Origin of the sequence: Mesorhizobium sp. M0870 (genome assembly GCF_040319775.1) — a bacterium.
Taxonomy (GTDB): Bacteria; Pseudomonadota; Alphaproteobacteria; order Rhizobiales; family Rhizobiaceae; genus Mesorhizobium.
The window spans coordinates 477,650-498,114 of the sequence record NZ_JAMYOI010000001.1 but is presented as its reverse complement, the minus strand read 5'-3'; the positions used below and the strand labels follow the sequence as shown (position 1 = coordinate 498,114).

Sequence of the window (20,465 nt, the reverse complement as noted above, 5' to 3'; positions counted from 1 at the left end):
TCATACCCTCAGGCCAGCAGGCTGCTCGCCTCTTCCTCGGTCAGCAGAGCCGGCTGCACGACATCGCCCGCGATGGCGACCGAGCCCTGTGTTTCACCGGAGCGCAGGATAGCCTCCATGACCTCCAGTACATGCAGCGCAAGGCTGCCGCAGGCCCGTGGGGTGTTGCCGGTTTGAAGCGAGCGCACCAGATCGGCGACGCCGAGCATGCGGTAATTGGCGCGATCGGGTGCCGCGTAAGGCCAGTTGCGGGCGCCGTAGAGCTCGCCCTCGCTGGCGAAATCCTGCCAGTCGGTGCCGCGTTCCGACAGCGACACCGTGCCGCCGAACGTGTCGGGGTCGGGCAGGCGCAGCGAGCCCTCCGTGCCGTGCAGTTCGATCGGATGGTTGGAGTGGCGAAAGACGTCCCACGAGGCGCCGAAGGTGACGGTCGCGCCGGAGCGGAACTCGAGCAGCGACAGCACATTGGTCGGCGTGCCGACCTTGAATGTGGTGTTCTTGAATGGCCCTTCGGCGGTGATCAGCCTTTCTTCCTGGCCGCGTGTCGCCATTGCCATGACGCGCTCGACCGGGCCGAGCAGATTGACCAGCATGGTCAGATAGTACGGACCCATGTCGAACACCGGGCCACCGCCTGGCTGGTAGTAGAATTGCGGGTTGGGGTGCCAGTGCTCCATGCCGCGGCCCATCATGAAGGCGGTGCCGGTGACCGGACGGCCAATGGCGCCCTGGTCCATCAACCGGCGCGCACGGCGCCCGGCAGCACCGAGGAACGTGTCGGGCGCCGAGCCGAGCAGCAGGCCGCGCGACCGCGCCTCATTGACCAGGCGCTGTCCATCGGCGGCCGAGGTGGCGAGCGGCTTTTCGGTGAAGACGTGCTTGCCGGCCGAAAGCGCGGCAAACGAAATATCGAAATGCGCCGCCGGAATGGTCAGGTTGAGGACAAGATCGATCTCGGGGTCGGCCAGCAGTGCATCGACGCCGAGTGCCCGTATGCCATATTCCTTCGCCCGCACTGCCGCCATGTCGGCGGAAATATCGGCGCAGGCGCGCAATTCGATGCCGCCGAAGAGGGCGGCATTGCGCAGATAGGTCATCGAGATATTGCCGCATCCGATGACGCCGATCCCGAGTTTCGTCATTGGTATCCCGTGCATTTTCGATCGTACCTCCCGATGCGCCATGCTCCGCCGGATTCGCCCAGCCGGCAACGGATCGCTTTCGCAAAGGGCTATACAACATTTTAAATATTGACGCGCGTAAAATTTTTATACAACATGCGAAAATGCTGGCGCGATATCGGGAGGCTGCCAGCCCTGGGAGGAGAAAATGACCGACATGAAAAAACGGCCGACCGCCGATGCGAATCCGGTGGGTCATGCGCGCATTGGGTATTTCCGTCGTGGCCAGGGACCGCGAGGGAGTCAGGCATAGATCACCTTGGCCCCGGTCCTATCAAGCTGGCTGCGTATCGCGCCGGACAGGCCATCGTCCGTGATCACGACATCGACGCTCGACAGCGAAAAGGCCTTTGAGGTCCCGCTGACGCCCCATTTGCTCGAATCCGCAAGGAGGACAACGCGCCGGGCCATGCGCACGAGGTTTCGCTTCGTTCGCGCCATGTCTTCGTTCACGTCGACCACATCCAGTGACGAGTCAATCGCATGCGCTCCAACAAAGACCTGATGCGCTACCAAGCCGCCGAGAGCCGTGTCGGCATCGGTGATCAGTGTGCTCACCGTGTCTGGATAGACCCGGCCGCCGATCATGTGAACGTCGAGCCCGGGCCGATGCATCAGATGCTGCACGATATTCATCGCCGTGGCCGCGACCACGACATTGCTGAGCGGCGGTAACAGCATGGCAACCTGCATCAATGTCGAGCCGCCGTCGAAGATGACCGATTGGTTGTCCTCGAACAGTTCTACCGCTGCCCGGGCGATGCGTTTCTTTGCATCGAGGTTCGTTTGCATCCGCCGGGCGAACGCGGCCGTGGTCGAATCCGTGGTCCGGGTCACTGCGCCTCCACGGGTCTTGGTCAGCAGTCCCTTACGGTCCAGTATCTCGAGGTCGGAGCGCACCGTGACTTCCGACACGCCAAAATCGTCTGACAGGTCCTTGATGCGAACCTGTCCGCTGCGTTGCACTTCACCCAGGATCGACTGGCGTCTCTGCTCTGACAACATGCCCTGTCCTTGCCTCCATGCGCCAAGCGATCGCCCTGGCTTCGGTTCACTCTACCAAAAATATGCGAATTCGAAAGCTTTCGAAAGATTGCATTTGTCTTTTCTTTCGCAAACACTGGGTCCAGGATTTTGAAATCAATCGATTGGAGAGTTTTGGACTCATGAGCCTCGGAACCAAGGTGCGCCTGGCGCGCCTCTTCTCACATCCGTCGGGGAATCTTTTTGGCGGCGCGGTCGACCACTTTGTCGGCTATGGCGACGTGCGCAAAGGAGGTCTTGCCGACCTGCCGGGCGCGCTTGCACGCGTCATGGTAGGCAAACCCGACTACGTCAGCATCCAGCCTGGCACTGCGCGCCATCTGTGGCCGCAATACGCGGGCAAGGCTTGCCTGGTGATCCAGGCCGGCTGCTTCACCCCGGACGATCGCATCAGTGAACTAATTGCAACGCCCGAGGATGCGGTGCGCGCTGGCGCCGATGCGTTGGCCGTGGCCATTCCGGTGCGCGGCGCGACCGAGGGCAAATACATACGCTGGCTGACCGATTCGGTGAATGCGGCGGCCCGTTACGGCATGCCGGTGGTGGCGCATATCTACCCTCGCGATTTCACCGACGGGGCAAAAATCGTCTTCACCCCCGACGAGATCGCCTATGCGGCACGCATCGGCTACGAGTCCGGCGTCGACGTGATCAAGATCGGTTACACGGGCGATTTCGAGTCGTTTCGAGAGACCGTTCGGACCTGCCCGGTGCCGGTTGTGATCGCCGGCGGTCCGAAGACCGACACGCTGCTCGGCGCCCTTCAGCAGACGGCGGACGCCATCCGTGCCGGCGCGCGCGGTGCCGTGGTGGGCCGCAATCTCTGGGGGCACGGCGATCCGGAAAAGGCAGCGATCGCCTTTCGAGGCGTCATCCATGACGGCCTTTCGGCGCAAGACGCCTTGGCGAAGGCGGGTGCCTGAACGATGCCCACCGTCCCTTCAATCCTCGGCTTCGGAGCTATTGCGATCGACGACATCGTCTATGTCGATCAGCCGTTGTCGGCGGGCAAGGGGAAGGTTCTGCAAAGTGCCCGAGCTTTCGGAGGAAATGTCGCGACGGCACTTGCCGCCGTCGCGCGGCTCGGCGGAAGCGCCGGGTTCGTCGGATGGCTGGGCAATGCCGCCGACGACGCCGTGTTGTGCGATCTCGTTGCGAGCGGCGTTGAAACCGCGTTCGCGCCGCGCCACCCGCACGCGCGCCCGGTGCGCTCGCGGATCACCGTCGGTTCGGATGGCGAGCGATTCATCGCGTATGACGACGAAGCGATGCTGGGCACCGCGCCGGACTTTCCGGACGAGGTTCTCAGCCGCGCGACAGTCCTGATCGTCGACAGTTACGGGATCGGGTCGCTGGATGTCGTGGCCCGGGCTCGCGATCTCGGCCTTGCGATCCTCGGTGATGTCGAATGGAGCCACGGCCCGGCCACCGAGAGACTGATCGGGCTCTGCGACCATCTCATTCTTCCGCTCGGCTTTGCGCGGACCGCCACCGGCCGCCGGTCGCCGGCCGAGATACTCGACGCATTGTGGTTGCCGTCGCGGTCCGCCGTGGTTCTGACGGATGGCGGCAGGGGCGTCTTCTATCGCGGACGCGACCAGACAGGGCTCTGGCACCTGCCTCCGCACCGGGTTGCCGTCGTCGACTCGACCGGCGCCGGTGACTGCTTTCATGGCGCCTATGCCCTTGCATTAACGCGCGGGGCCGACACCGCAGGCCGGGTCGCATTCGCGGCTGCGGCGGCGGCCCTTTCGATAACCGGGCGGGGCGGACGCGAGGCGCTTCCGACCAACGACCAGGTCATGGAACTTCTGGCATCGACGAAAGCGCCGTCGGCAGTCGAACTGAAATATGCGCGGCTCGATACCGGAACTTAGTCCGAACTATCCGAGGAATATTTCGCAGGTGAACATAAGCCGAGGACAATCATAAAAATCAGTGGCTTAGACTTGTGGAGGGAGGAATATGGCAGAAGTCGTTCTTGAGAATATCTGCAAGACATACGGGAACAATTTTCACGCAATCGACCAATTGAACCTGTCGGTCAAGGACGGCGAGTTTTTGATTCTCGTCGGGCCGTCCGGCTGTGGCAAATCCACCGCGCTGCGGATGATCGCGGGATTGGAGGACGTCACCAGCGGCAGCCTTCGGATCGGCGGAGTCGACGTTGTCGACATGCCGCCCAAGGACCGCGACATCGCGATGGTCTTCCAGAGCTACGCCCTCTACCCGCATATGACGGTGTTCGAAAACATCGGCTTTTCGATGCGGCTGGCGGGCAAGCCGAAGGCCGAGCGCAAAAAGCGCGTGGACGAGATCGCCAAAACCCTTCAACTGACGTCTCTGCTGGACAGCAAGCCCGCGAACCTTTCAGGCGGACAGCGTCAAAGGGTTGCCATGGGCCGCGCCATGGTGCGCGAGCCGGCAGCCTTTCTCATGGACGAACCCCTTTCCAATCTGGACGCGAAACTGCGCGTTCAAATGCGCGCCGAAATCACCAGTTTGCAAAAGCAGCTCGGCGTAACGACCATATATGTGACCCACGACCAAACCGAAGCCATGACGATGGGCGACCGGGTCGCGGTGTTGAAAGGCGGCGTGCTGCAGCAGGTCGACACACCCAAGAGGCTCTATGAATCGCCGGTGAACGCCTTCGTTGCCGGCTTCATCGGGTCTCCTTCAATGAACCTTTTCGAGGCGACCCTGACGGGCGACGAACTGATGTCCGGCGCCTTAGCCATCCGGCTGCAGGATGCAGCCTTCGTCCGCAGGCCGGACTTGAGGTCGTATGCGGGGCGCAAGGTCGTGTTCGGGATACGACCGGAGGATCTCTATGACAGCAGCCTCGAATCCGGCCGCAAGTATCAGACGATACCGGCAAAGGTGACCTCGATCGAAGAACTTGGATCCGAACAAATCGTCCATCTCGACATCGACGCGGTCCGGGTGGACTCCGGCGACCCCGACGCGGTGCAGGATTTCGGCCTGGCGTCGAATGCGGTGGCGAAATTCGAACCGGTCAGCACAGTCCGCTCCGGCTCGGAAATCAGGTTGGCCCTGGATGATACCAAGCTCCATTTCTTCGATCCCGAGACGCATCTGGCAATCTGAATATCAGCGATAAGACCCGCGGGTGAGGGTGAGGCACCTGCATAAGAAGACTTGTGAATAACCAGACGATCGGCCGCATTGTGCGGTCGAATATAAAGAAGGAGGAGAAGATGACGTTTCGTATAAAACCCGCGATGCTGAAAATAGCCGCAGCCGCATGGTTGCTTGGCGCAACCGGCGCCATGGCGGATACGACGCTGGAATTCACCCAATGGTGGGAGCCCGAATTGCCGGCTGGCTCGCTCAGGGCAATCATGGATGACTTCGAGGCCGCAAATCCAGGAATCAAAGTGACGCTGGTCAGCGGCCCCTACGCGACCACGCGCGACCAGATCTCGGTTGGTGCTGCAACCGGAACGCTCAGCGACGTCGTCGGTCTCGACGGTGCCTGGGTGAACAATCTGAATGCGCAGAGCGCACTCGCCGACATGAATCCGATGATGGATGCGAGCGGTTTCGACAAGAGCCAGGTCGCGGACATCGTCAAGGTGGACGGCAAGGCGGTGATGTTTCCCGTGGCTTCTTTCGTCTATCCGGTCTTCGTGAATTTGGACCTCGCCGCCCAGGCAGGCGTGACCAAGCTGCCGTCGACCCGTGCGGAGTTTCTCGAAGCCGCCAAGAAGATGACGATCGCCGACAAGAACCAGTATGGCTGGGTGCTGCCCCTCTCGCTGCAAACGCCATCCGGCGTCCAGAACGACATGATGTCGTGGGTTTGGGCTTCGGGTCAGTCGATGATGGCGGACGGCAAGCCGGACCTTGAGGGCAAACCGGTGGTGGATATGCTCACCTTCGTCAAATCTCTCAACGACGCCGGAACCATCTCGCCCGGCATCGCCACCAAGACCGAGCAGGAAAAGGTCGAGGAGTTCGTCAACAACCGCGTCGGGATGATGATCGACTCGCTCGCGCATGTGAACCTCATCCGTAAGCGCAATCCCAAGCTGAACTTCGACCTCATCCCGGTCCCGGTCGTGGAAAACTATACCGGCAAGCGCGGCCTTCCCTATGCCTCCTGGGGCATCGGCATCTCTGCTGCCTCGAAACATCAGGAAGAGGCCTGGAAACTCGTCCAATATGTGATGAGTGAAAAGGTGAACGCCAAGCTCGTATCGCTTGCAAACGCCTTCCCGGGCAACGTCAACGCCCAGCCCGATTTCGTGACCTCGGACAAGGCTTTCGGCAAGGCTTTTGAAATCTTCAAGACCGGTTATCTCGCCAATGAGTTCACGGGCCTGCCGGTGGCAGAAGACCTGATGACCCAGTTCGACGTGCAAGCTCAAAAGATGCTCGCCGGCGAGCAATCTCCGGAACAAGCCGCAGCCGCCGCTCAGAAGGGCTGGATGGCGAAATTCTGATCGGCCTGTTCCCGTTTGCTATCTTTGACCGGGTGGCCTGACTTCGGGCAGGCCACCCGGCAACAACGGATCGGCAATTTGAGTGGACCTGTTTTTGAAGCTTACCTTCTCTTGAAGGCGTATCCCAAGGTTGGCACATGACCCGGCAAAAGCGCTCCCACCATAAGCTTAAACGAGCGGTCGCACCCTACCTCTATCTGTCGCCCTCGCTGCTCATAATCGGGCTTCTGATGCTGCTGCCGATGGTGACGGTGATTGGCTACTCGTTCCAGAACAGCGCGGTGCTGCGTCGTGACCCATCCTTTGCCGGACTGAAACACTACCAGGCGATCTTCGACGACCCCGTGTTCTGGGCTTCGCTGTGGCACACGCTCTACTTCACATGCATGAGTGTCATTTTCCACATGACCATTGGCATGGCCTTCGCGCTCATGCTGAACAGCGACCGCATCAATCCGACGCTGCGCAATATTCTGCGCGTGCTCTACATATTGCCCTGGCTGTTCACCGCGGTGATTATCGCCGTGATCTGGCGCCTGCTGCTTGAGCCGAACGGTGTCGTGAACAGCATACTCATGCAAATCGGCATCATCGGTTCCAAGGTCGAATGGTTTTCCTCGCCTGAGACCGCGCTGCACGCCGTCACCTTCGCCAATATCTGGGCGGGCTATCCGCTCTTCATGGTCAGCCTGCTCGCGGGTTTGCAGGGCATTCCCAAGGATTTCTACGAGGCCGCCGATATCGACGGGGCGAAAGCCTACCAGAAGCTGATCTTCATCACCATTCCGCAGCTGATGCCGATCATCATCAGCATCTCGCTGCTTGACTTCATCTGGACCATGCAGGTCTTCCCATTAATCTGGATAACGACGGGCGGTGGCCCGATCTACTCGACCGAGGTCCTCAGCACCTACACGTACAAGCTGGCGTTTTCGAGCTACAGCCTGTCGCAGGCTTCGGCGAGCGCTGTGGTCATCTTGTTGATCTCTCTCGGCCTGACGCTGTTCTATATTCGCTATCAAAAGGCTCGGTAGTCATCATGAGGAAAAGGCATACGCCGAAAGACAGGCTGATCACCGTCGCGCTCCATGTAGCGCTTGCAGCGGGGCTCTTTTTCGCGGCATTTCCGATCTACTGGATGCTGAGCAGCTCGTTCAAATCGAATACCGAAATCTTTGCCCTGCCACCAACCATCCTGCCAAAGGCGTTTACGCTGGAAGCGTATGCAGCCATCCTTGGCGACCCGGTAAAGCTGCGCTTCTTCTTCAACAGCTATTTCGTGGCGGGAGCGGTGACTGTGCTGACGGTGCTGATCGCCCTGCTGGCGGCCTACGGGTTCAGCCGCTTCAACTTCCGCGGCAAGGGCAGCCTCAACACAATCATCATCAGCACGCAGACGATTCCGCCGATCACACTTTTGATCCCCTTCTTCGGGCTCGTCGTCTCATACGGCATCTTCGACACCTATGTCGCACTGATCCTGACTTATCTGGTGTTTACGCTGCCCTACGCGATCCTGCTAATGACGGGGTATCTGAACACCTTGCCCCGCGATCTCGATGAAGCTGTAGCCGTCGATGGCGGCACCAGTTGGACAGCGCTTTGGCGGGTGATAGTCCCGATTTCACTGCCTGGCATCGTGGCGACGTCAGTCTACACCTTCCTGTTGTGCTGGAACGAATTTCTCTTTGCGCTGACACTGACGAAGTCAACGTCCATGCGCACCGTCCCGATCGGCATCCAGCTGTTGATGGGGCAGCACGCCTTCGAATGGAACCAGATGATGGCAATGAGTGTGCTCGGCTCGCTACCGCTCTTGCTCATCTACCTCGTTGCCCAGAGGTACTTCCTCGCCGGCATGACCGCGGGCTCGGTCAAGTAGGACGTCCATCCGACGGCGACGCAGGGTGGCATCAAGCAATAGGCGATACCAAGGAATGAAAGGATGAACGTGAAAGACCTCAAAGTCGGCTGCCAGACCTTCACCTGGGAAATGCTGGGAGACCGGTTCACCGGCGGCCCCGACGATCTGCTGAAGGCGATCTCTGACGGTGGCTATGCCGGCATCGAGATCACCGACACCATGATCGGACATTATGGCGACAAGCCGGAGGAGTTCGCCGCCGCGCTGAAGGCGTCGGGGCTGACGCTGGTTTCCTTCGCCTTTGGCTCGAACAGTGGTTTTACGCTGAAGGAGGAGATCGGCGCCGATCTCGAGACCGCCAAACGCTGGATCGACTTCGCCGCCGCCTTCCCTGGCGCGCTCGTGTCGATGGGCTCTGCGACGGTGGTCTCCGACGGTCCGCGCGACGACAAATTCGCCATCGCCGCAGAGGTCTACAACGAGGCTGGCGAGCTTGGCCGCAAGACCGGCGTCCAGGTCGCGGTGCATCCAAGCTCGCACCACAACACGCTGCTGTTCGACCGGGCCGACTACGACACGATCTTTGCCTTGCTCGATCCCGATCTGGTCGGTTGGGTGCCGGATACCGGCCATATCCTGCGCGGCCACAAGGACATGGCCGACACGCTGCGCACCCACCGCGACCGCATCCGCTACATCCACCTCAAGGACGTCGATGCCAACGGTACCTGGGCCATGCTTGGCAAGGGCGTCTGCGACACGCCTGCGGTCATCGAGATCGCCGGCACCGCACCGCGCTTCAATGGCTGGCTGGTGCTGGAGGAAGAATCCGAAACGGCCGCCGCCGATCCCGCCGGCGCGGTCAAGACCAACCGCCAGACGATGCGCTCCTACGGCGCCTGAAGAACGAGACGATGATCAAGAAACAGGACAGACGCCTCAGGGTCGGCGTGCTCGGCTGCGGCCCCATCGCGCAGTTCGCGCATCTGGAATCCTGCGCCAAGGCCGGCAATGCCGACCTCTACGCCATCTGCGACGCGGCACCCGATCTGCTTGCGCGCATGGGCGCGACCTACGAGCCGCAGAAGATGTATTCCGACTATGAGGCAATGCTCGCCGATCCTGAGCTGGAAGCGGTGATCGTCGCCACATCGGACGCCTATCACGTGCCGATGTCGATCAGGGCGCTCAACGCCGGCAAGCATGTTCTCTGTGAAAAGCCGATCGGCACCTCGGTTGAGGAAGGCGAGGCGCTGGCCGAAGCGGTCAGGCGCTCGGGCAAGATCCTGCAGGTCGGGCACATGAAGCGCTTCGATCCGGCACTGGAGGCGGCGCGCGACTTCGTTCGAGACGAGATCGGCGAAGTGCTGGCGCTGAAGGCCTGGTACTGCGATTCCACCCATCGCTACACCAACACCGATGCCGTGCAGCCGCTGCCCGTCACCAGCAGGCTAGCCAGGAAGCCAGCGGGAAATCCCAAGGCTGATCTCAGGCAATATTTCATGCTGGCGCATGGCTCGCATCTCGTCGACACGGCGCGTTTCCTGTGTGGCGAAATCCTTGCGGTCCGCGCGCGCCTCAACGAGCGTTTCGGCGCCTATTGCTGGTTCGTCGAGACCGAGTTCGCCAGCGGCGCGCTCGGCCATCTCGACCTGACGGTTGCCGTGCGCATGGACTGGCACGAAGGTTTTCAGCTCTATGGCGAGAACGGCTCCGTTATCGCCAGGACATTCAACCCTTGGTATTTCCGCGCCAGCGAGGTCGACATTTTTCATGAGAAGGACGCGACATCGCGCCGGCCGCTCGGCGCCGATGGCCATTTCTTCCGCCGCCAGCTGGAAGGTCTTGCCGACACGGTGCTGAACGGCGCGCCGATGCGCGGCGCCAATGTCGAGGACGGCATCGGCTCGATCCGCGCCATGGTCGCCATCGCGCGTTCGGTGGTATCAGGCGAGCGAGTCGAACTCGCCTCGGTTTCGGGGGCGGTGTGATGCGTCTCGGCATTTTCGCCAAGACCTTTGCCGGCACCGACCCGGCCGCCGTGCTGGCTGCGGTGAAGCAGTCGGGATACGAGACGACGCAGCTCAATCTGGCCTGTGCCGGCCTGCCGTCGATGCCGGATGCTGTGCCGGCGGACGCCATCGCCTCCATCCGCACCGCAGCGCAATCGAGCGGTGTCTCACTTGCAGCACTTTCGGGCACCTACAACATGGCGCATCCCGACAAAGCCGTGCGCGACGATGGCCTTCGGCGTCTCGCCGTCGTCATCGAGGCTGCTGCTGCCCTCGACATCCCGCTGCTCACGCTCTGCACCGGCTCGCGCAACGCCGCCGATCAGTGGGCCTATCATCCCGACAATGCCGATCCGGCCGCCTGGTCCGACATGGCCGCCGAGATGGCGAAGGCGCTGGCGTTGGCCGAAGGTGCCAATGTCGATCTCGGCATCGAGCCTGAGCAGGCCAACATCGTCACCTCGGCCAGGGATGCGACCCGGCTGATCGCCGAGATGGGATCGAAGCATCTGAAGATCGTGCTCGATCCGGCAAACCTGTTCGAACACGCCACGCCCGGCGAGGCGCGCGCCATCGTTGCCGCCGCGATCGACGAGGCCGCCGGCCACATCGCCATGGCGCACGCCAAGGACCGCTATAGTGACGGCCGCTTTGCCCCATCAGGGCAAGGCATCGTCGATTTCCCGGATTTCGGCGCGCGGCTGAAGGCAGTCGGCTTCGAGGGATCGCTCGTCACCCACGGGCTGTCCGCCGACGAAGCCCCCGATGTCGCCGCCTTTCTACGAAGGCTCCTCTGATGGGCGCCGCCCCGACGATCCTGCTCCGCGACGATGCAGCGCTTCGTGTCTTCGACACGGGGCAGGGCAGACTTCCCGTCGTCTTCCAGCATGGCCTCGGCGGTGACGCAGCGCAGGTCGCGCAGAACTATCCCGACAGCCCGTCATACCGCCGGCTGACCGTCGAATGCCGCGCGCAGGGCGGTTCCGGCGCCGGTAGCAAGCGCCCGTTTTCGATCGCGATGTTCGCCGATGATGTGCTGGCCGCCGCAGATGCGGCCGGCCTCGACCGTTTCGTCGCCGGCGGCATTTCGATGGGTGCGGCCATTGCCTTGCAGCTTGCCGCCCGCCACCCGGACCGCGTCCTGGGTTTGGTGCTTGTTCGCCCTGCCTGGGCTTTCGACGCGGCACCGCAAAACATGCGCCCTTACGTGGAAGTGGCGGAGCTCATCCTCAGCCGTCCTTTATCGGAGGCGCGAGATATCTTCGCGGCGTCCGCGACGGCCGCCCGCTTTCGCACCGAAGCGCCGGACAATCTTGCTTCCCTGCTCGGCTTCTTCGCGCGCGAAAACGCACCCGTCTTCGCCGAGGTGATGCAGCCGATCGCAGAGGATGGACCTGGCGTGACGCGGGCAGCGGCCGCTAGCCTTGCGTTCCCTACGCTCGTCATCGGCAGCGGCATCGATCTCGTCCATCCGCTGGCCGCCGCCCGCAGCCTCGCCGACGCCATCCCCAATGCGACCTTTGCCGAGGTGACGCCGAAGGCCACCGACAAGGAGCGCCATTTCGCCGAGATCCGCGCCGCCATCGGCAGCTTCCTCAAAGATCGTTTCAACAACCAGGACCAGTCATGATCTCGAAACCTCTCTCAGGCCCGGCCGCCATCGCCGCATTGCCGCGCGACCGGATGATCGCCGAATTCTCGCTGTGGTCGGCCAACCTCGCCAATTTCGAAAACGACTTGAAGCGCATCGAGCCCTATGTCGATCTTCATCATATCGATGTGGCGGACGGCCACTTCGCCCCGTCCTTCCTGTTCTTTCCCGATCTTGTCGCCCGCATCGCCGGGCTGACGGCGAAACCCATCCACGTCCATCTGATGGTCGATGAAGCAATCGTCGAGGCGCAGACGCGCCAGTTCATCGAGGCCGGCGCCGACATGATCAGCGTCCATGCCGAGAATGGCGAGGCCGGATTGCGCGCCGTGCGGCTGGCGCGGGAGCTCGGCGCCGAGGCCGGCGTCGTACTCAGGCTGGAGACGCCTGTGGAAGCGGTGACGGCCTTTGCCCCGGAAGTCGCCTTCGTGACGCTTCTTGGAACCGCAATCGGCGTCAAGGGACAGAGCCTGTCGGACAAGGCCTGCGACAGGCTGGGCGCTGCCCGCGCCATCCTGAGAAAGGCCGGCCGTGAGGCACAGGTGGTTCTGGCGGCCGATGGCGGCATCCGCCACGAGACCGTGCCGTCGCTGCGTGCCGCCGGGGCTGAAACCGTGGTTCTCGGTTCGCTCGCCTTCGGTGACAAGGACCTCGCCGGCCGCATCGGCTGGCTGCACGGCTTGAAGGTCGCGGCATGACATCAGAAGCCGCCCTTGCGATCGATCTTGGCGGGACGGAGCTTCGTGTCGCCCTGGTCGACCGCGACGGCAAGATCCTGGCATTCGCGGCGGTGCCGACGCAGGCGCAGGCCGGTCCCGATGTGGTGATCGGCCAGATCGAGGCGTTGGCGGCGACAGTCCACGCCGAGGCGCCGGCACTCTCGATCGTCGGCGTCGGCGTCGGTGCGCCGGGACCGCTCGATCCGCTGGCCGGCATCGCCGTCGGCCCGCCGACACTCGCCGGCTGGCTGGACGTGCCGCTTGCCGACATCCTCGAGCGGCGGCTCGGCCTGCCGGTGCGGCTGGAGAACGACGCCAATGCCGCGGCGCTCGGCGAATGGCGTTTCGGTGCCGGCCATGGTGCGGGCTCGCTGGTCTTCGTCACGGTTTCCACCGGCATTGGCGGTGGTGTCGTCGTCGACGGCCGCATCCTGCATGGCCGCCGTGGCCTTGCCGCCGAGATCGGTCACATGACCATCACCAATGAAGGCGAGCGCTGCGTATGCGGTGTCGTTGGCTGCTTCGAGGCCATCGCCTCGGGAACGGCACTTGGCCGCCGCGCCAGCGCCGCCACGGCAGCCGGAGACGGCTCTACCTTGCGACGCTTGTCAGCGGACGCGGAGGTAACCGGCCGCCATGTCGTCGAGGCGGCACGGCTGCAGGACGCTCTTGCCTCGGCCTTGCTGGAGGAGGAAGCGCGCTGGCTGGGTGTTGGCTTCACCAATCTCCTGCATCTCTATTCGCCCGATGTGCTGGTCGTTGGCGGCGGCATCGCCAATGGGCTCGACCTGATGCTGCCGACCATCGAGGCGACCATCAGGCAACGGGCCATGCGCGCCTATCGCGACGTGCCGGTCGTTCAGGCCCAGCTCGGCCGCCATGCCGGGCTCGTCGGCGCCGCCAGCCTTGTGCTGTTCGACGACGGCGGCACTTTGGCAGCCCGCATGCCTGTTGGCCCAAGCACGTTTCCGGACACCGCTGAGCAAGACCGGCACGGTCTGACGTTGCGACCTGCATGACAAAGGCCAGAGGCAGCACGCCTCCGGCCTTTTACGCATTGACCGCGCGTCATTACTCGGCGGGAACAACGTCCGCCGGCAGGCTATCGTCGGCCGTGCCCGCCAGCGCCCTCGCCAGCTTGGCCTCGTCGAGTTCGCCTTCCCAGCGCGCCACCACCAGCGTGGCGACAGCATTGCCGACGAAGTTGGTCAACGCCCGGCATTCAGACATGAAGCGGTCGACGCCGAGGATCAGCGCCATGCCAGCGACCGGCACCGCCGGAACCACCGAAAGCGTCGCCGCAAGGGTGATGAAGCCGGCCCCGGTGATGCCGGCGGCACCCTTGGAGGAAAGCATGGCCACCAGCAGCAGCAGGATCTGGTCACCCATCGACAGGTGGATGTTGGTCGCCTGTGCGATGAACAGCGCCGCCAAGGTCATGTAGATGTTGGTGCCATCAAGGTTGAAGGAATAGCCGGTTGGGATGACCAGGCCGACGACCGAGCGCTTGGCGCCGGCCTTCTCCATCTTTTCCATCAGCGAGGGCAGGGCGGCCTCCGACGAGGAGGTGCCCAGCACCAAAAGCAGCTCTTCCTTGATGTAGCGGATCAGCGACAGGATGGAGAACCCGTTGTAGCGGCAGACCGCGCCAAGCACGACGAACACGAACAGGAACGACGTCACGTAGAAGGTGCCGACCAGCATGGCGAGGTTGATGACCGCGCCGATGCCGTATTTGCCGATGGTGAAGGCCATGGCGCCGAAGGCACCGATGGGGGCGGCCTTCATCAGCACGCTGACCAGCTTGAAGATCGGTGTCGTCAGCGCCTGCAGGAAATTGAGCACGGGCGTGCCCTTGTCGCCGACCAACGCCAGCGCGATGCCGAACAGCACCGAGAAGAACAGCACCTGCAGGATGTCGCCATCGGCGAAGGCGCCGACGATGGTCGACGGGATGATGTTCATCAGGAAGCCGGTGACCGACTGGTCGTGCGCCTTGGCGGCGTAAGTGCTGATGGTCGAGGCGTCGAGCGTCGCCGGGTCGATGTTGAAGCCGGCGCCCGGCTGCACGACATTGGCGACGACAAGGCCGATGATCAGAGCCAGCGTCGAAAAGGTGAGAAAATAGAGCATCGCCTTGCCGGCGACACGTCCGACCTTCTGCAGGTCGCTCATGCCGGCAATGCCCGTCGTCACGGTCAGGAAAATGACCGGGGCGATGATCATCTTGACCAGCTTGATGAAGGCGTCGCCGAGCGGCTTCATGCTCTCGCCGACCGACGGATAGAAATGGCCGAGCAGGATGCCGACGGTGATCGCGACGAGCACTTGCACGTAGAGTTGGGCATAGAAAGGCTTGCGCTGCGCGGCAAGCGCGCCTGATTGGTCTGCGATGTGCATCGAACTCTCCCTGGCCGGATGGGGCGGAGCGCCCTGCGTGACTTCTCCCATCGCGGCGCTCCGGTCGCACGCCGCTGCCAGGGAGTTTTGCAAGCGTTGTGCCAGTTCGCGGAAAGGCCGGAACCACGGGATTTCCGCCTTTGTCTGACGTCATGCGGGCAAAGCCTGTGCGGATTTCCGCACAGGCAGTGTTTGCCTGGGCGGGTTTTCGCATTACACTGGCCGAAAGCCGCGAGCAAAGGGGAGAGGGCAGACGCCGCAAGCAGGCACCGATAGCGGATTCCCTGGATTTGCCGGCCGTGAATTGCTGCGCGAGGCGGTGGCGCGGCTGCGCGATGGCCGCTGGGTTGCCGTGGTCGTCGCTCTTGCCTTTCTGGCCGGCGCGATCGCCATTGCCGGGCGCATCGCCTCCGGCCAGGCGGCCGATAATCTGCGCGAGACGGCACTCGCCGCACTGCCGCTGGCGGCGGGAACCCTGACCGGCGAAATCGAAAAGCAGCGCCTGGTTCCACTGGTGTTGGCCAGAGACGATGCGGTGCGCGGCGCTCTGCGCCGGGCCGGAAAAATGAAAGAAAAGGCCCTCAACGACAAGCTCAAGTCGATTGCCGGCGATGCCTCGGCATCCGCCATCTACATCATCGATACGGCAGGCATCGCCATATCAGCCAGCAATGCCGACGAACCGGCGAGCTTTGTCGGCATCGATTACAATTTTCGGCACTATTTCCAGGAAGCGATGAGCAAGGGTGCTGCCAGCCAATATGGCCTCGGCACAATCAGCGGCAGACCGGGGCTGTACCTTGCCAGCCGCGTCGACGATGGCGGCAAGCCGCTTGGCGTTGCGGTGCTGAAGGTCGAACTCGACGGCGTCGAAGCCAATTGGCGTTCCAGCGGTTTCCTTGTGTTCATCACTGATGAACGCGGCGTGGTGCTGGCTACCAGCCAGCCCGACTGGCGGTTCCGTGCGCTGGCACCACTGTCGGCCGAGGACACCGCCGCAGCCCACGAGCAGCTCCAGTTGGCCGATGCAGGCTTCGAGCCGCTGCCGATCCGGCGCGGCGCGGGTGACGGCCTGGCGACGATCGACAACGCGGGAAAACCGCGCCAGTTCGTCGAGGTGGTGCAGGATTTGCCTGGTGCTGTTCCTGGCTGGCGTCTCTGGCTGCTCACTCCCGCCGACGCTGCTCTTTCATCGGCCGCCAACACGGCGCGCCTGACCACGCTGCTTGGGCTTCTGCTGATGGGCTTGCTTGCCTACGTGCTGACCCGGCGCCGGCGAACGCGCAGGCTGAGGCAGGAGGCGCTGGCGCGTATGAATGCCGAGCTGGAGAGCCGAGTCAGCACGCGAACGGCCGAGCTGACCCGCTCCAACACCGCACTTGCCGGTGAAATCGCCGAGCGCGAGAATGCCGAAGCCAAGGTGCGCCGGCTGCGCGACGACCTCGCCCAGGCCAACCGGCTTTCCATCCTCGGCCAAATCGCCGCCGGCGTGGCGCACGAGATCAACCAGCCGGTCGCCGCTATCCGCACCTATGCCGAGAATGCGGGCCGCTTTCTCGAAACCGGCAAAACCGAACCGGCCAGCGGCAATCTGACGTCGATCGTCTCGATGACCGAGCGCATCGGCGCGATCACCGGCACCTTGCGCACTTTCGCCCGTCGACCCGGGGTTGCCGCTTCGCCGCTGCCGGTGCGCGAGGCAATTGATGGCGCGCTGTCGCTGCTGTCGGGCCGCATCCGTGATTCCGGCGTGACCATCGTCAAGCCGCGCGGCAATGCCTCGCCGGTGGTCCTGGCCAGCCGCATCCGGCTGGAGCAGATACTCGTCAACCTTTTGCAGAATGCGCTCGACGCGATGAAGGACCAGTCTGATCCCCGCATCGAGATCCAACTCGCCGAGCACGACGACAGGGTGCTGATTTCGGTGCGCGACAATGGCCCAGGTCTCGGCCCGGAAGCAGCCGGCAATCTGTTTATGCCGTTCCAGACCACCAAGGAGAAGGGGCTTGGTCTCGGGCTGGTGATCTCGCAGGAGATTGCCCAGGAATTGGGCGGCACGCTGCGGCTCGATCCCAGCAATGGCACCGGCGCATCTTTTACCGTCGACTTGAGGCGAATTGAATGATTGAGGGATCAGGGTTGGTGGCGCTCGTCGACGACGATGCGGACCTCCTTCACGCCACAACGCAATTGCTCGAGCTTGCCGGCTTCACTGTGGTCGCGCGCGACGCCGCCGAGGCAGCGCTTGCCGTTGTCGACAGGACCTTTGAAGGCGTGGTGGTCAGCGACATCCGCATGCCGGGCATGAACGGGCTGCAGCTGTTCGATCGCATCAAGGCGATCGACCCGGACATACCCGTGATCCTGGTCACCGGCCATGGCGACGTCGATCTCGCAGTGGCCGCGCTCAAGGATGGTGTCTACGATTTCATCCCGAAACCCTTTGCCGGCGACCGCCTTGTCGAGGCGCTGAAACGGGCATCGGAGAAGCGACGACTGGTGATGGAGAACCGGCGGCTGCGCGAAGCCGCGGCGCTCGCCACTGACGGCCTGCCGCTGATCGGCGAGGCTCCTGCCATCAAGCGGCTGCGCGAGACCTTGCGCCAGATCGCCGACATGGATGTCGACGTGCTGGTCGAGGGAGAAACGGGAACCGGCAAGGAAGTGGTGGCTGACCTGCTGCACAGGTGGGGGCGGCGGCGCTCAAAACCCTTCGTGGCACTGAACTGCGGCGCCCTACCGGAGACGGTCATCGAGAGCGAGTTGTTTGGCCATGAGGCGGGCGCGTTCACCGGCGCGCAGCGGCGGCGGATCGGCAGCATCGAGCATTCCAGCGGCGGTACGCTGTTTCTCGACGAGATCGAATCCATGCCCCCGGCGCTCCAGGTCAAGCTGCTGCGGGTGCTCGAAACGCGCAGCCTCACCCCGCTTGGCTCGAACGATATCAGGCGCATCGATCTGAGGGTCGTTGCGGCGACCAAGGTCGATCTCGGCCGGCCGGACCAGCGCGGCGATTTTCGCGAGGATCTGTATTTTCGCCTCAACGTGGTGACGCTGCGCATCCCGCCGCTGCGCGAACGGCGCGGCGACGTCCCGATGCTGTTCGGGCATTTTCTCGGCAAGGCGGCGGAACGGTTCGGCCGGCCGGTCGCCAAGATGAATGCAGCCGTCAGCGATCATCTCCAGTCGCATGACTGGCCGGGCAATGTCCGCGAGCTCGCCCATTTCGCCGATCGCGTCGCGCTCGGTCTCGGTCCGGACGATGAGGTGAGGACGGTCTCCGCGCACGCGCCGGAGCCTGCGGCAGCATTGCCCGAACGGGTCGGCCAATACGAAGCGCAGCTCATCCGTGACGCGCTGCGCGACCATGGCGGCGACGTGCGCGGCGCCATCGACGCCCTCGGCGTGCCGCGCAAGACCTTTTACGACAAGCTCAAGCGCCACGGCATTGCCGCATCCGAATTTCGCAATGGCGGCGATACCGATACGCAACCCATCTCGGAAAAGCGATGAATACGACCATTGAAACGACGGCAAATCCCTCGCCGGAAGAACTCGCCTTTCTCGGCGAAAGGTTGACGGCGTTCAACGACGGCGATGTCGGCGCATCCGAAAGGAAGGCGCTTGTGGTGTTTGTGCGCGACGAGGATGGCGCGGTCGTCGCCGGCATTTCCGGTTACACGGCCTGGGGCTGGCTCTATGTGCAATGGCTCTGGGTCGATGAGCGGCTGCGCGGCCAGCACATGGCCGGCACAATGCTGGACGCGGCCGAACAGGAAGCGGTGGCGCGCGGCTGCAACAATGCCTGGATCGATACCTTCAATCCGAACGCCGCCAAGGTCTATCAGCGCCAGGGCTATCGGCCCTTCGGCTCGCTGGCCGATTTCCCTGTCGGCCGCAGCCGCATCTTCCTGCAGAAGGAACTGGTTGGCGGTTGAGCAATTCCAGGAAAAGTGTGAAGCGGTTTTGCGTCCGGAATTGCGTCAAAGCAAGAGTCTAGCCGGCGAGTTTTCCGCCACGCATCGGCTGCGGCGCGCCGGTGGTGCTCGGGAAACTGATCGGCAAGCCGCGCAACACGCGAACCGCGAGGAAGGCAAAACACTCCGCCTCGACCGCATCGCCGCTCCAACCGAGGCTTTCCGCCAGCACCACCTCGACGCCGGCGCGGCTGGCCAGCATTGCCATCATGGTCGGGTTATGGCGACCACCGCCGCTGACCACCAGCTTTTTAGGCCGGCTTGGTAAGAGGTCGAGTGCCTTGCCGACGGCGCCGGCGGTGAAGGCGGTGAGCAAGGCGGCACCATCCTCGGCATCCAGGCCGTCCGCCATCGCGGCACCGAAGTCGAAACGGTCCAGCGATTTCGGGTAGGCTTTGCTCAGATAAGGGTGCTGCAACAGCTTGGCCAGCCGGGCCTCGTCCACCTTACCTGCACGGCCAAGCGCGCCGTCGCGGTCCATCTCGCCGAGCCCCTTCGACTTGATGAAATCGTTCAGCGGCGCGTTGGCGGGTCCGGTGTCGAAGGCGACGACATTGTCGGCGCCATCCCACCAGGTGATGTTGGCGACGCCGCCGAGATTGAGTACGGCGACCTCGCCATTGGCGCCGGCGCTGCGCATCAGCGCGGTGTGATAGACCGCGGCCAGCGGCGCGCCTTGCCCGCCGGCGCGTATGTCGGCCGAGCGGAAATCGTATGCGACCTTGGTGCCCAAGATGGCATGCATCAGCTCGCCATCGCCGAGCTGCCTTGTCTGGCCCAGCCGTCCAACCTGCGGCGCGCGATGCAGAACGGTCTGGCCGTGAAAACCGACGACGCCGATATCGGCCATCGTCATGCCATAGCCTTCGACCAATTCCTTGACGGCTGCCGACTGGGCACGCGTCAGGGCTTCCTCCGCGGTGCGGAAGATCGCCGGCTCCGGCCCGACAAAGTTCCACGCCCGCGCCTCCGTCAGCGTCTCTTCCAGCAGGGAGCGGATAGATGGGGGATAGGGCATCAGCCGATAGGTGCCGAAATCCTCGATCTGCTCGCCATCGGTCTTGATCAGCGCGACGTCGATGTTGCCGTCCAGCACCGTGCCGGTCATCAGGCCGACGGCCCAGATTGGTTCCATAATCGTTTCCTTA

General features: G+C 63.3%; 19 protein-coding genes. 15 read left to right on the top strand and 4 right to left on the bottom strand.

Translation table 11 applies throughout. The features are described from left to right. Window positions 1-8 precede the first annotated feature (8 nt). Window positions 9-1,157 carry a Gfo/Idh/MocA family protein gene (locus tag NKH97_RS02335; RefSeq protein ID WP_023808796.1) on the bottom strand — a complete coding sequence of 383 codons (1,149 nt, stop codon included), beginning with the start codon at window positions 1,155-1,157 and terminating at the stop codon, window positions 9-11. 267 nt (window positions 1,158-1,424) lie between these two features. Continuing rightward, entirely contained in the window at window positions 1,425-2,186 is a 762-nt protein-coding gene (locus NKH97_RS02330; RefSeq protein ID WP_023808795.1) for a DeoR/GlpR family DNA-binding transcription regulator, read from the bottom strand. A 161-nt stretch (window positions 2,187-2,347) separates the two neighbouring features. Between NKH97_RS02330 and NKH97_RS02325 the strand changes: the two genes are divergently transcribed. The 12 genes from NKH97_RS02325 (at window position 2,348) to NKH97_RS02270 (ending at window position 13,959) form a co-directional block, all read left to right on the top strand. Continuing rightward, entirely contained in the window at window positions 2,348-3,148 is an 801-nt protein-coding gene (locus tag NKH97_RS02325; RefSeq protein ID WP_127255183.1) for a beta/alpha barrel domain-containing protein, read from the top strand. Between the two features lie 3 nt (window positions 3,149-3,151). After that, the gene (locus tag NKH97_RS02320; protein WP_352440062.1) at window positions 3,152-4,102 is read left to right on the top strand and encodes a PfkB family carbohydrate kinase; all 951 of its coding nucleotides are present in this window, start codon (window positions 3,152-3,154) and stop codon (window positions 4,100-4,102) included. An 88-nt stretch (window positions 4,103-4,190) separates the two neighbouring features. Next, the gene (locus tag NKH97_RS02315; protein ID WP_023808792.1) at window positions 4,191-5,336 is read left to right on the top strand and encodes an ABC transporter ATP-binding protein; all 1,146 of its coding nucleotides are present in this window, start codon (window positions 4,191-4,193) and stop codon (window positions 5,334-5,336) included. Window positions 5,337-5,446: 110 nt separating this feature from the next. Continuing rightward, entirely contained in the window at window positions 5,447-6,694 is a 1,248-nt protein-coding gene (locus NKH97_RS02310) for an ABC transporter substrate-binding protein (RefSeq protein ID WP_352440061.1), read from the top strand. Window positions 6,695-6,831: 137 nt separating this feature from the next. Beyond that, complete coding sequence (locus tag NKH97_RS02305; RefSeq protein WP_352795277.1) at window positions 6,832-7,728, top strand: carbohydrate ABC transporter permease; 897 nt, start codon at window positions 6,832-6,834, stop codon at window positions 7,726-7,728. Between the two features lie 5 nt (window positions 7,729-7,733). Then, entirely contained in the window at window positions 7,734-8,576 is an 843-nt protein-coding gene (locus NKH97_RS02300; protein ID WP_023808790.1) for a carbohydrate ABC transporter permease, read from the top strand. A gap of 63 nt (window positions 8,577-8,639) precedes the next feature. Continuing rightward, window positions 8,640-9,461, top strand: coding sequence for a sugar phosphate isomerase/epimerase family protein (locus NKH97_RS02295; protein ID WP_023808789.1), 822 nt, complete (start codon window positions 8,640-8,642; stop codon window positions 9,459-9,461). A gap of 11 nt (window positions 9,462-9,472) precedes the next feature. Then, the gene (locus NKH97_RS02290; RefSeq protein WP_023808788.1) at window positions 9,473-10,549 is read left to right on the top strand and encodes a Gfo/Idh/MocA family protein; all 1,077 of its coding nucleotides are present in this window, start codon (window positions 9,473-9,475) and stop codon (window positions 10,547-10,549) included. Next, window positions 10,549-11,367, top strand: coding sequence for a sugar phosphate isomerase/epimerase family protein (locus NKH97_RS02285; RefSeq protein WP_023808787.1), 819 nt, complete (start codon window positions 10,549-10,551; stop codon window positions 11,365-11,367). The genes NKH97_RS02290 and NKH97_RS02285 overlap by 1 nt, the downstream gene beginning before the upstream one ends. After that, window positions 11,367-12,200, top strand: a complete 834-nt coding sequence (locus tag NKH97_RS02280) for an alpha/beta fold hydrolase (protein ID WP_023808786.1) — start codon at window positions 11,367-11,369, stop codon at window positions 12,198-12,200. Before NKH97_RS02285 ends, NKH97_RS02280 begins: the two co-directional genes overlap by 1 nt. Then, a complete protein-coding gene (locus NKH97_RS02275; RefSeq protein WP_023808785.1) occupies window positions 12,197-12,919 on the top strand; it encodes a ribulose-phosphate 3-epimerase in 723 nt (240 codons plus the stop codon). The genes NKH97_RS02280 and NKH97_RS02275 overlap by 4 nt, the downstream gene beginning before the upstream one ends. Continuing rightward, window positions 12,916-13,959, top strand: a complete 1,044-nt coding sequence (locus NKH97_RS02270; RefSeq protein WP_128302404.1) for an ROK family protein — start codon at window positions 12,916-12,918, stop codon at window positions 13,957-13,959. Before NKH97_RS02275 ends, NKH97_RS02270 begins: the two co-directional genes overlap by 4 nt. 52 nt (window positions 13,960-14,011) lie before the next feature. On the opposite strand, the gene NKH97_RS02265 is transcribed toward NKH97_RS02270, so the two are convergent. Continuing rightward, a complete protein-coding gene (locus NKH97_RS02265; protein WP_023808783.1) occupies window positions 14,012-15,340 on the bottom strand; it encodes a dicarboxylate/amino acid:cation symporter in 1,329 nt (442 codons plus the stop codon). A gap of 304 nt (window positions 15,341-15,644) precedes the next feature. Here NKH97_RS02265 and NKH97_RS02260 point away from each other — a divergent pair, with 304 nt between their 5' ends. The 3 genes from NKH97_RS02260 to NKH97_RS02250 are packed head-to-tail and all read left to right on the top strand — an operon-like array spanning window position 15,645 to window position 19,278. Further along, entirely contained in the window at window positions 15,645-17,465 is a 1,821-nt protein-coding gene (locus NKH97_RS02260) for a sensor histidine kinase (protein WP_031212271.1), read from the top strand. Further along, window positions 17,462-18,853: a sigma-54-dependent transcriptional regulator gene (locus NKH97_RS02255; RefSeq protein ID WP_023808781.1), complete on the top strand. Its 1,392-nt coding sequence runs from the start codon at window positions 17,462-17,464 to the stop codon at window positions 18,851-18,853. Before NKH97_RS02260 ends, NKH97_RS02255 begins: the two co-directional genes overlap by 4 nt. Then, window positions 18,850-19,278: a GNAT family N-acetyltransferase gene (locus NKH97_RS02250; RefSeq protein WP_023808780.1), complete on the top strand. Its 429-nt coding sequence runs from the start codon at window positions 18,850-18,852 to the stop codon at window positions 19,276-19,278. The genes NKH97_RS02255 and NKH97_RS02250 overlap by 4 nt, the downstream gene beginning before the upstream one ends. A gap of 58 nt (window positions 19,279-19,336) precedes the next feature. Here the strand turns inward: NKH97_RS02250 and NKH97_RS02245 are convergent, their stop codons facing one another. After that, a complete protein-coding gene (locus NKH97_RS02245) occupies window positions 19,337-20,452 on the bottom strand; it encodes an anhydro-N-acetylmuramic acid kinase (protein WP_023808779.1) in 1,116 nt (371 codons plus the stop codon). Window positions 20,453-20,465: the final 13 nt, after the last annotated feature.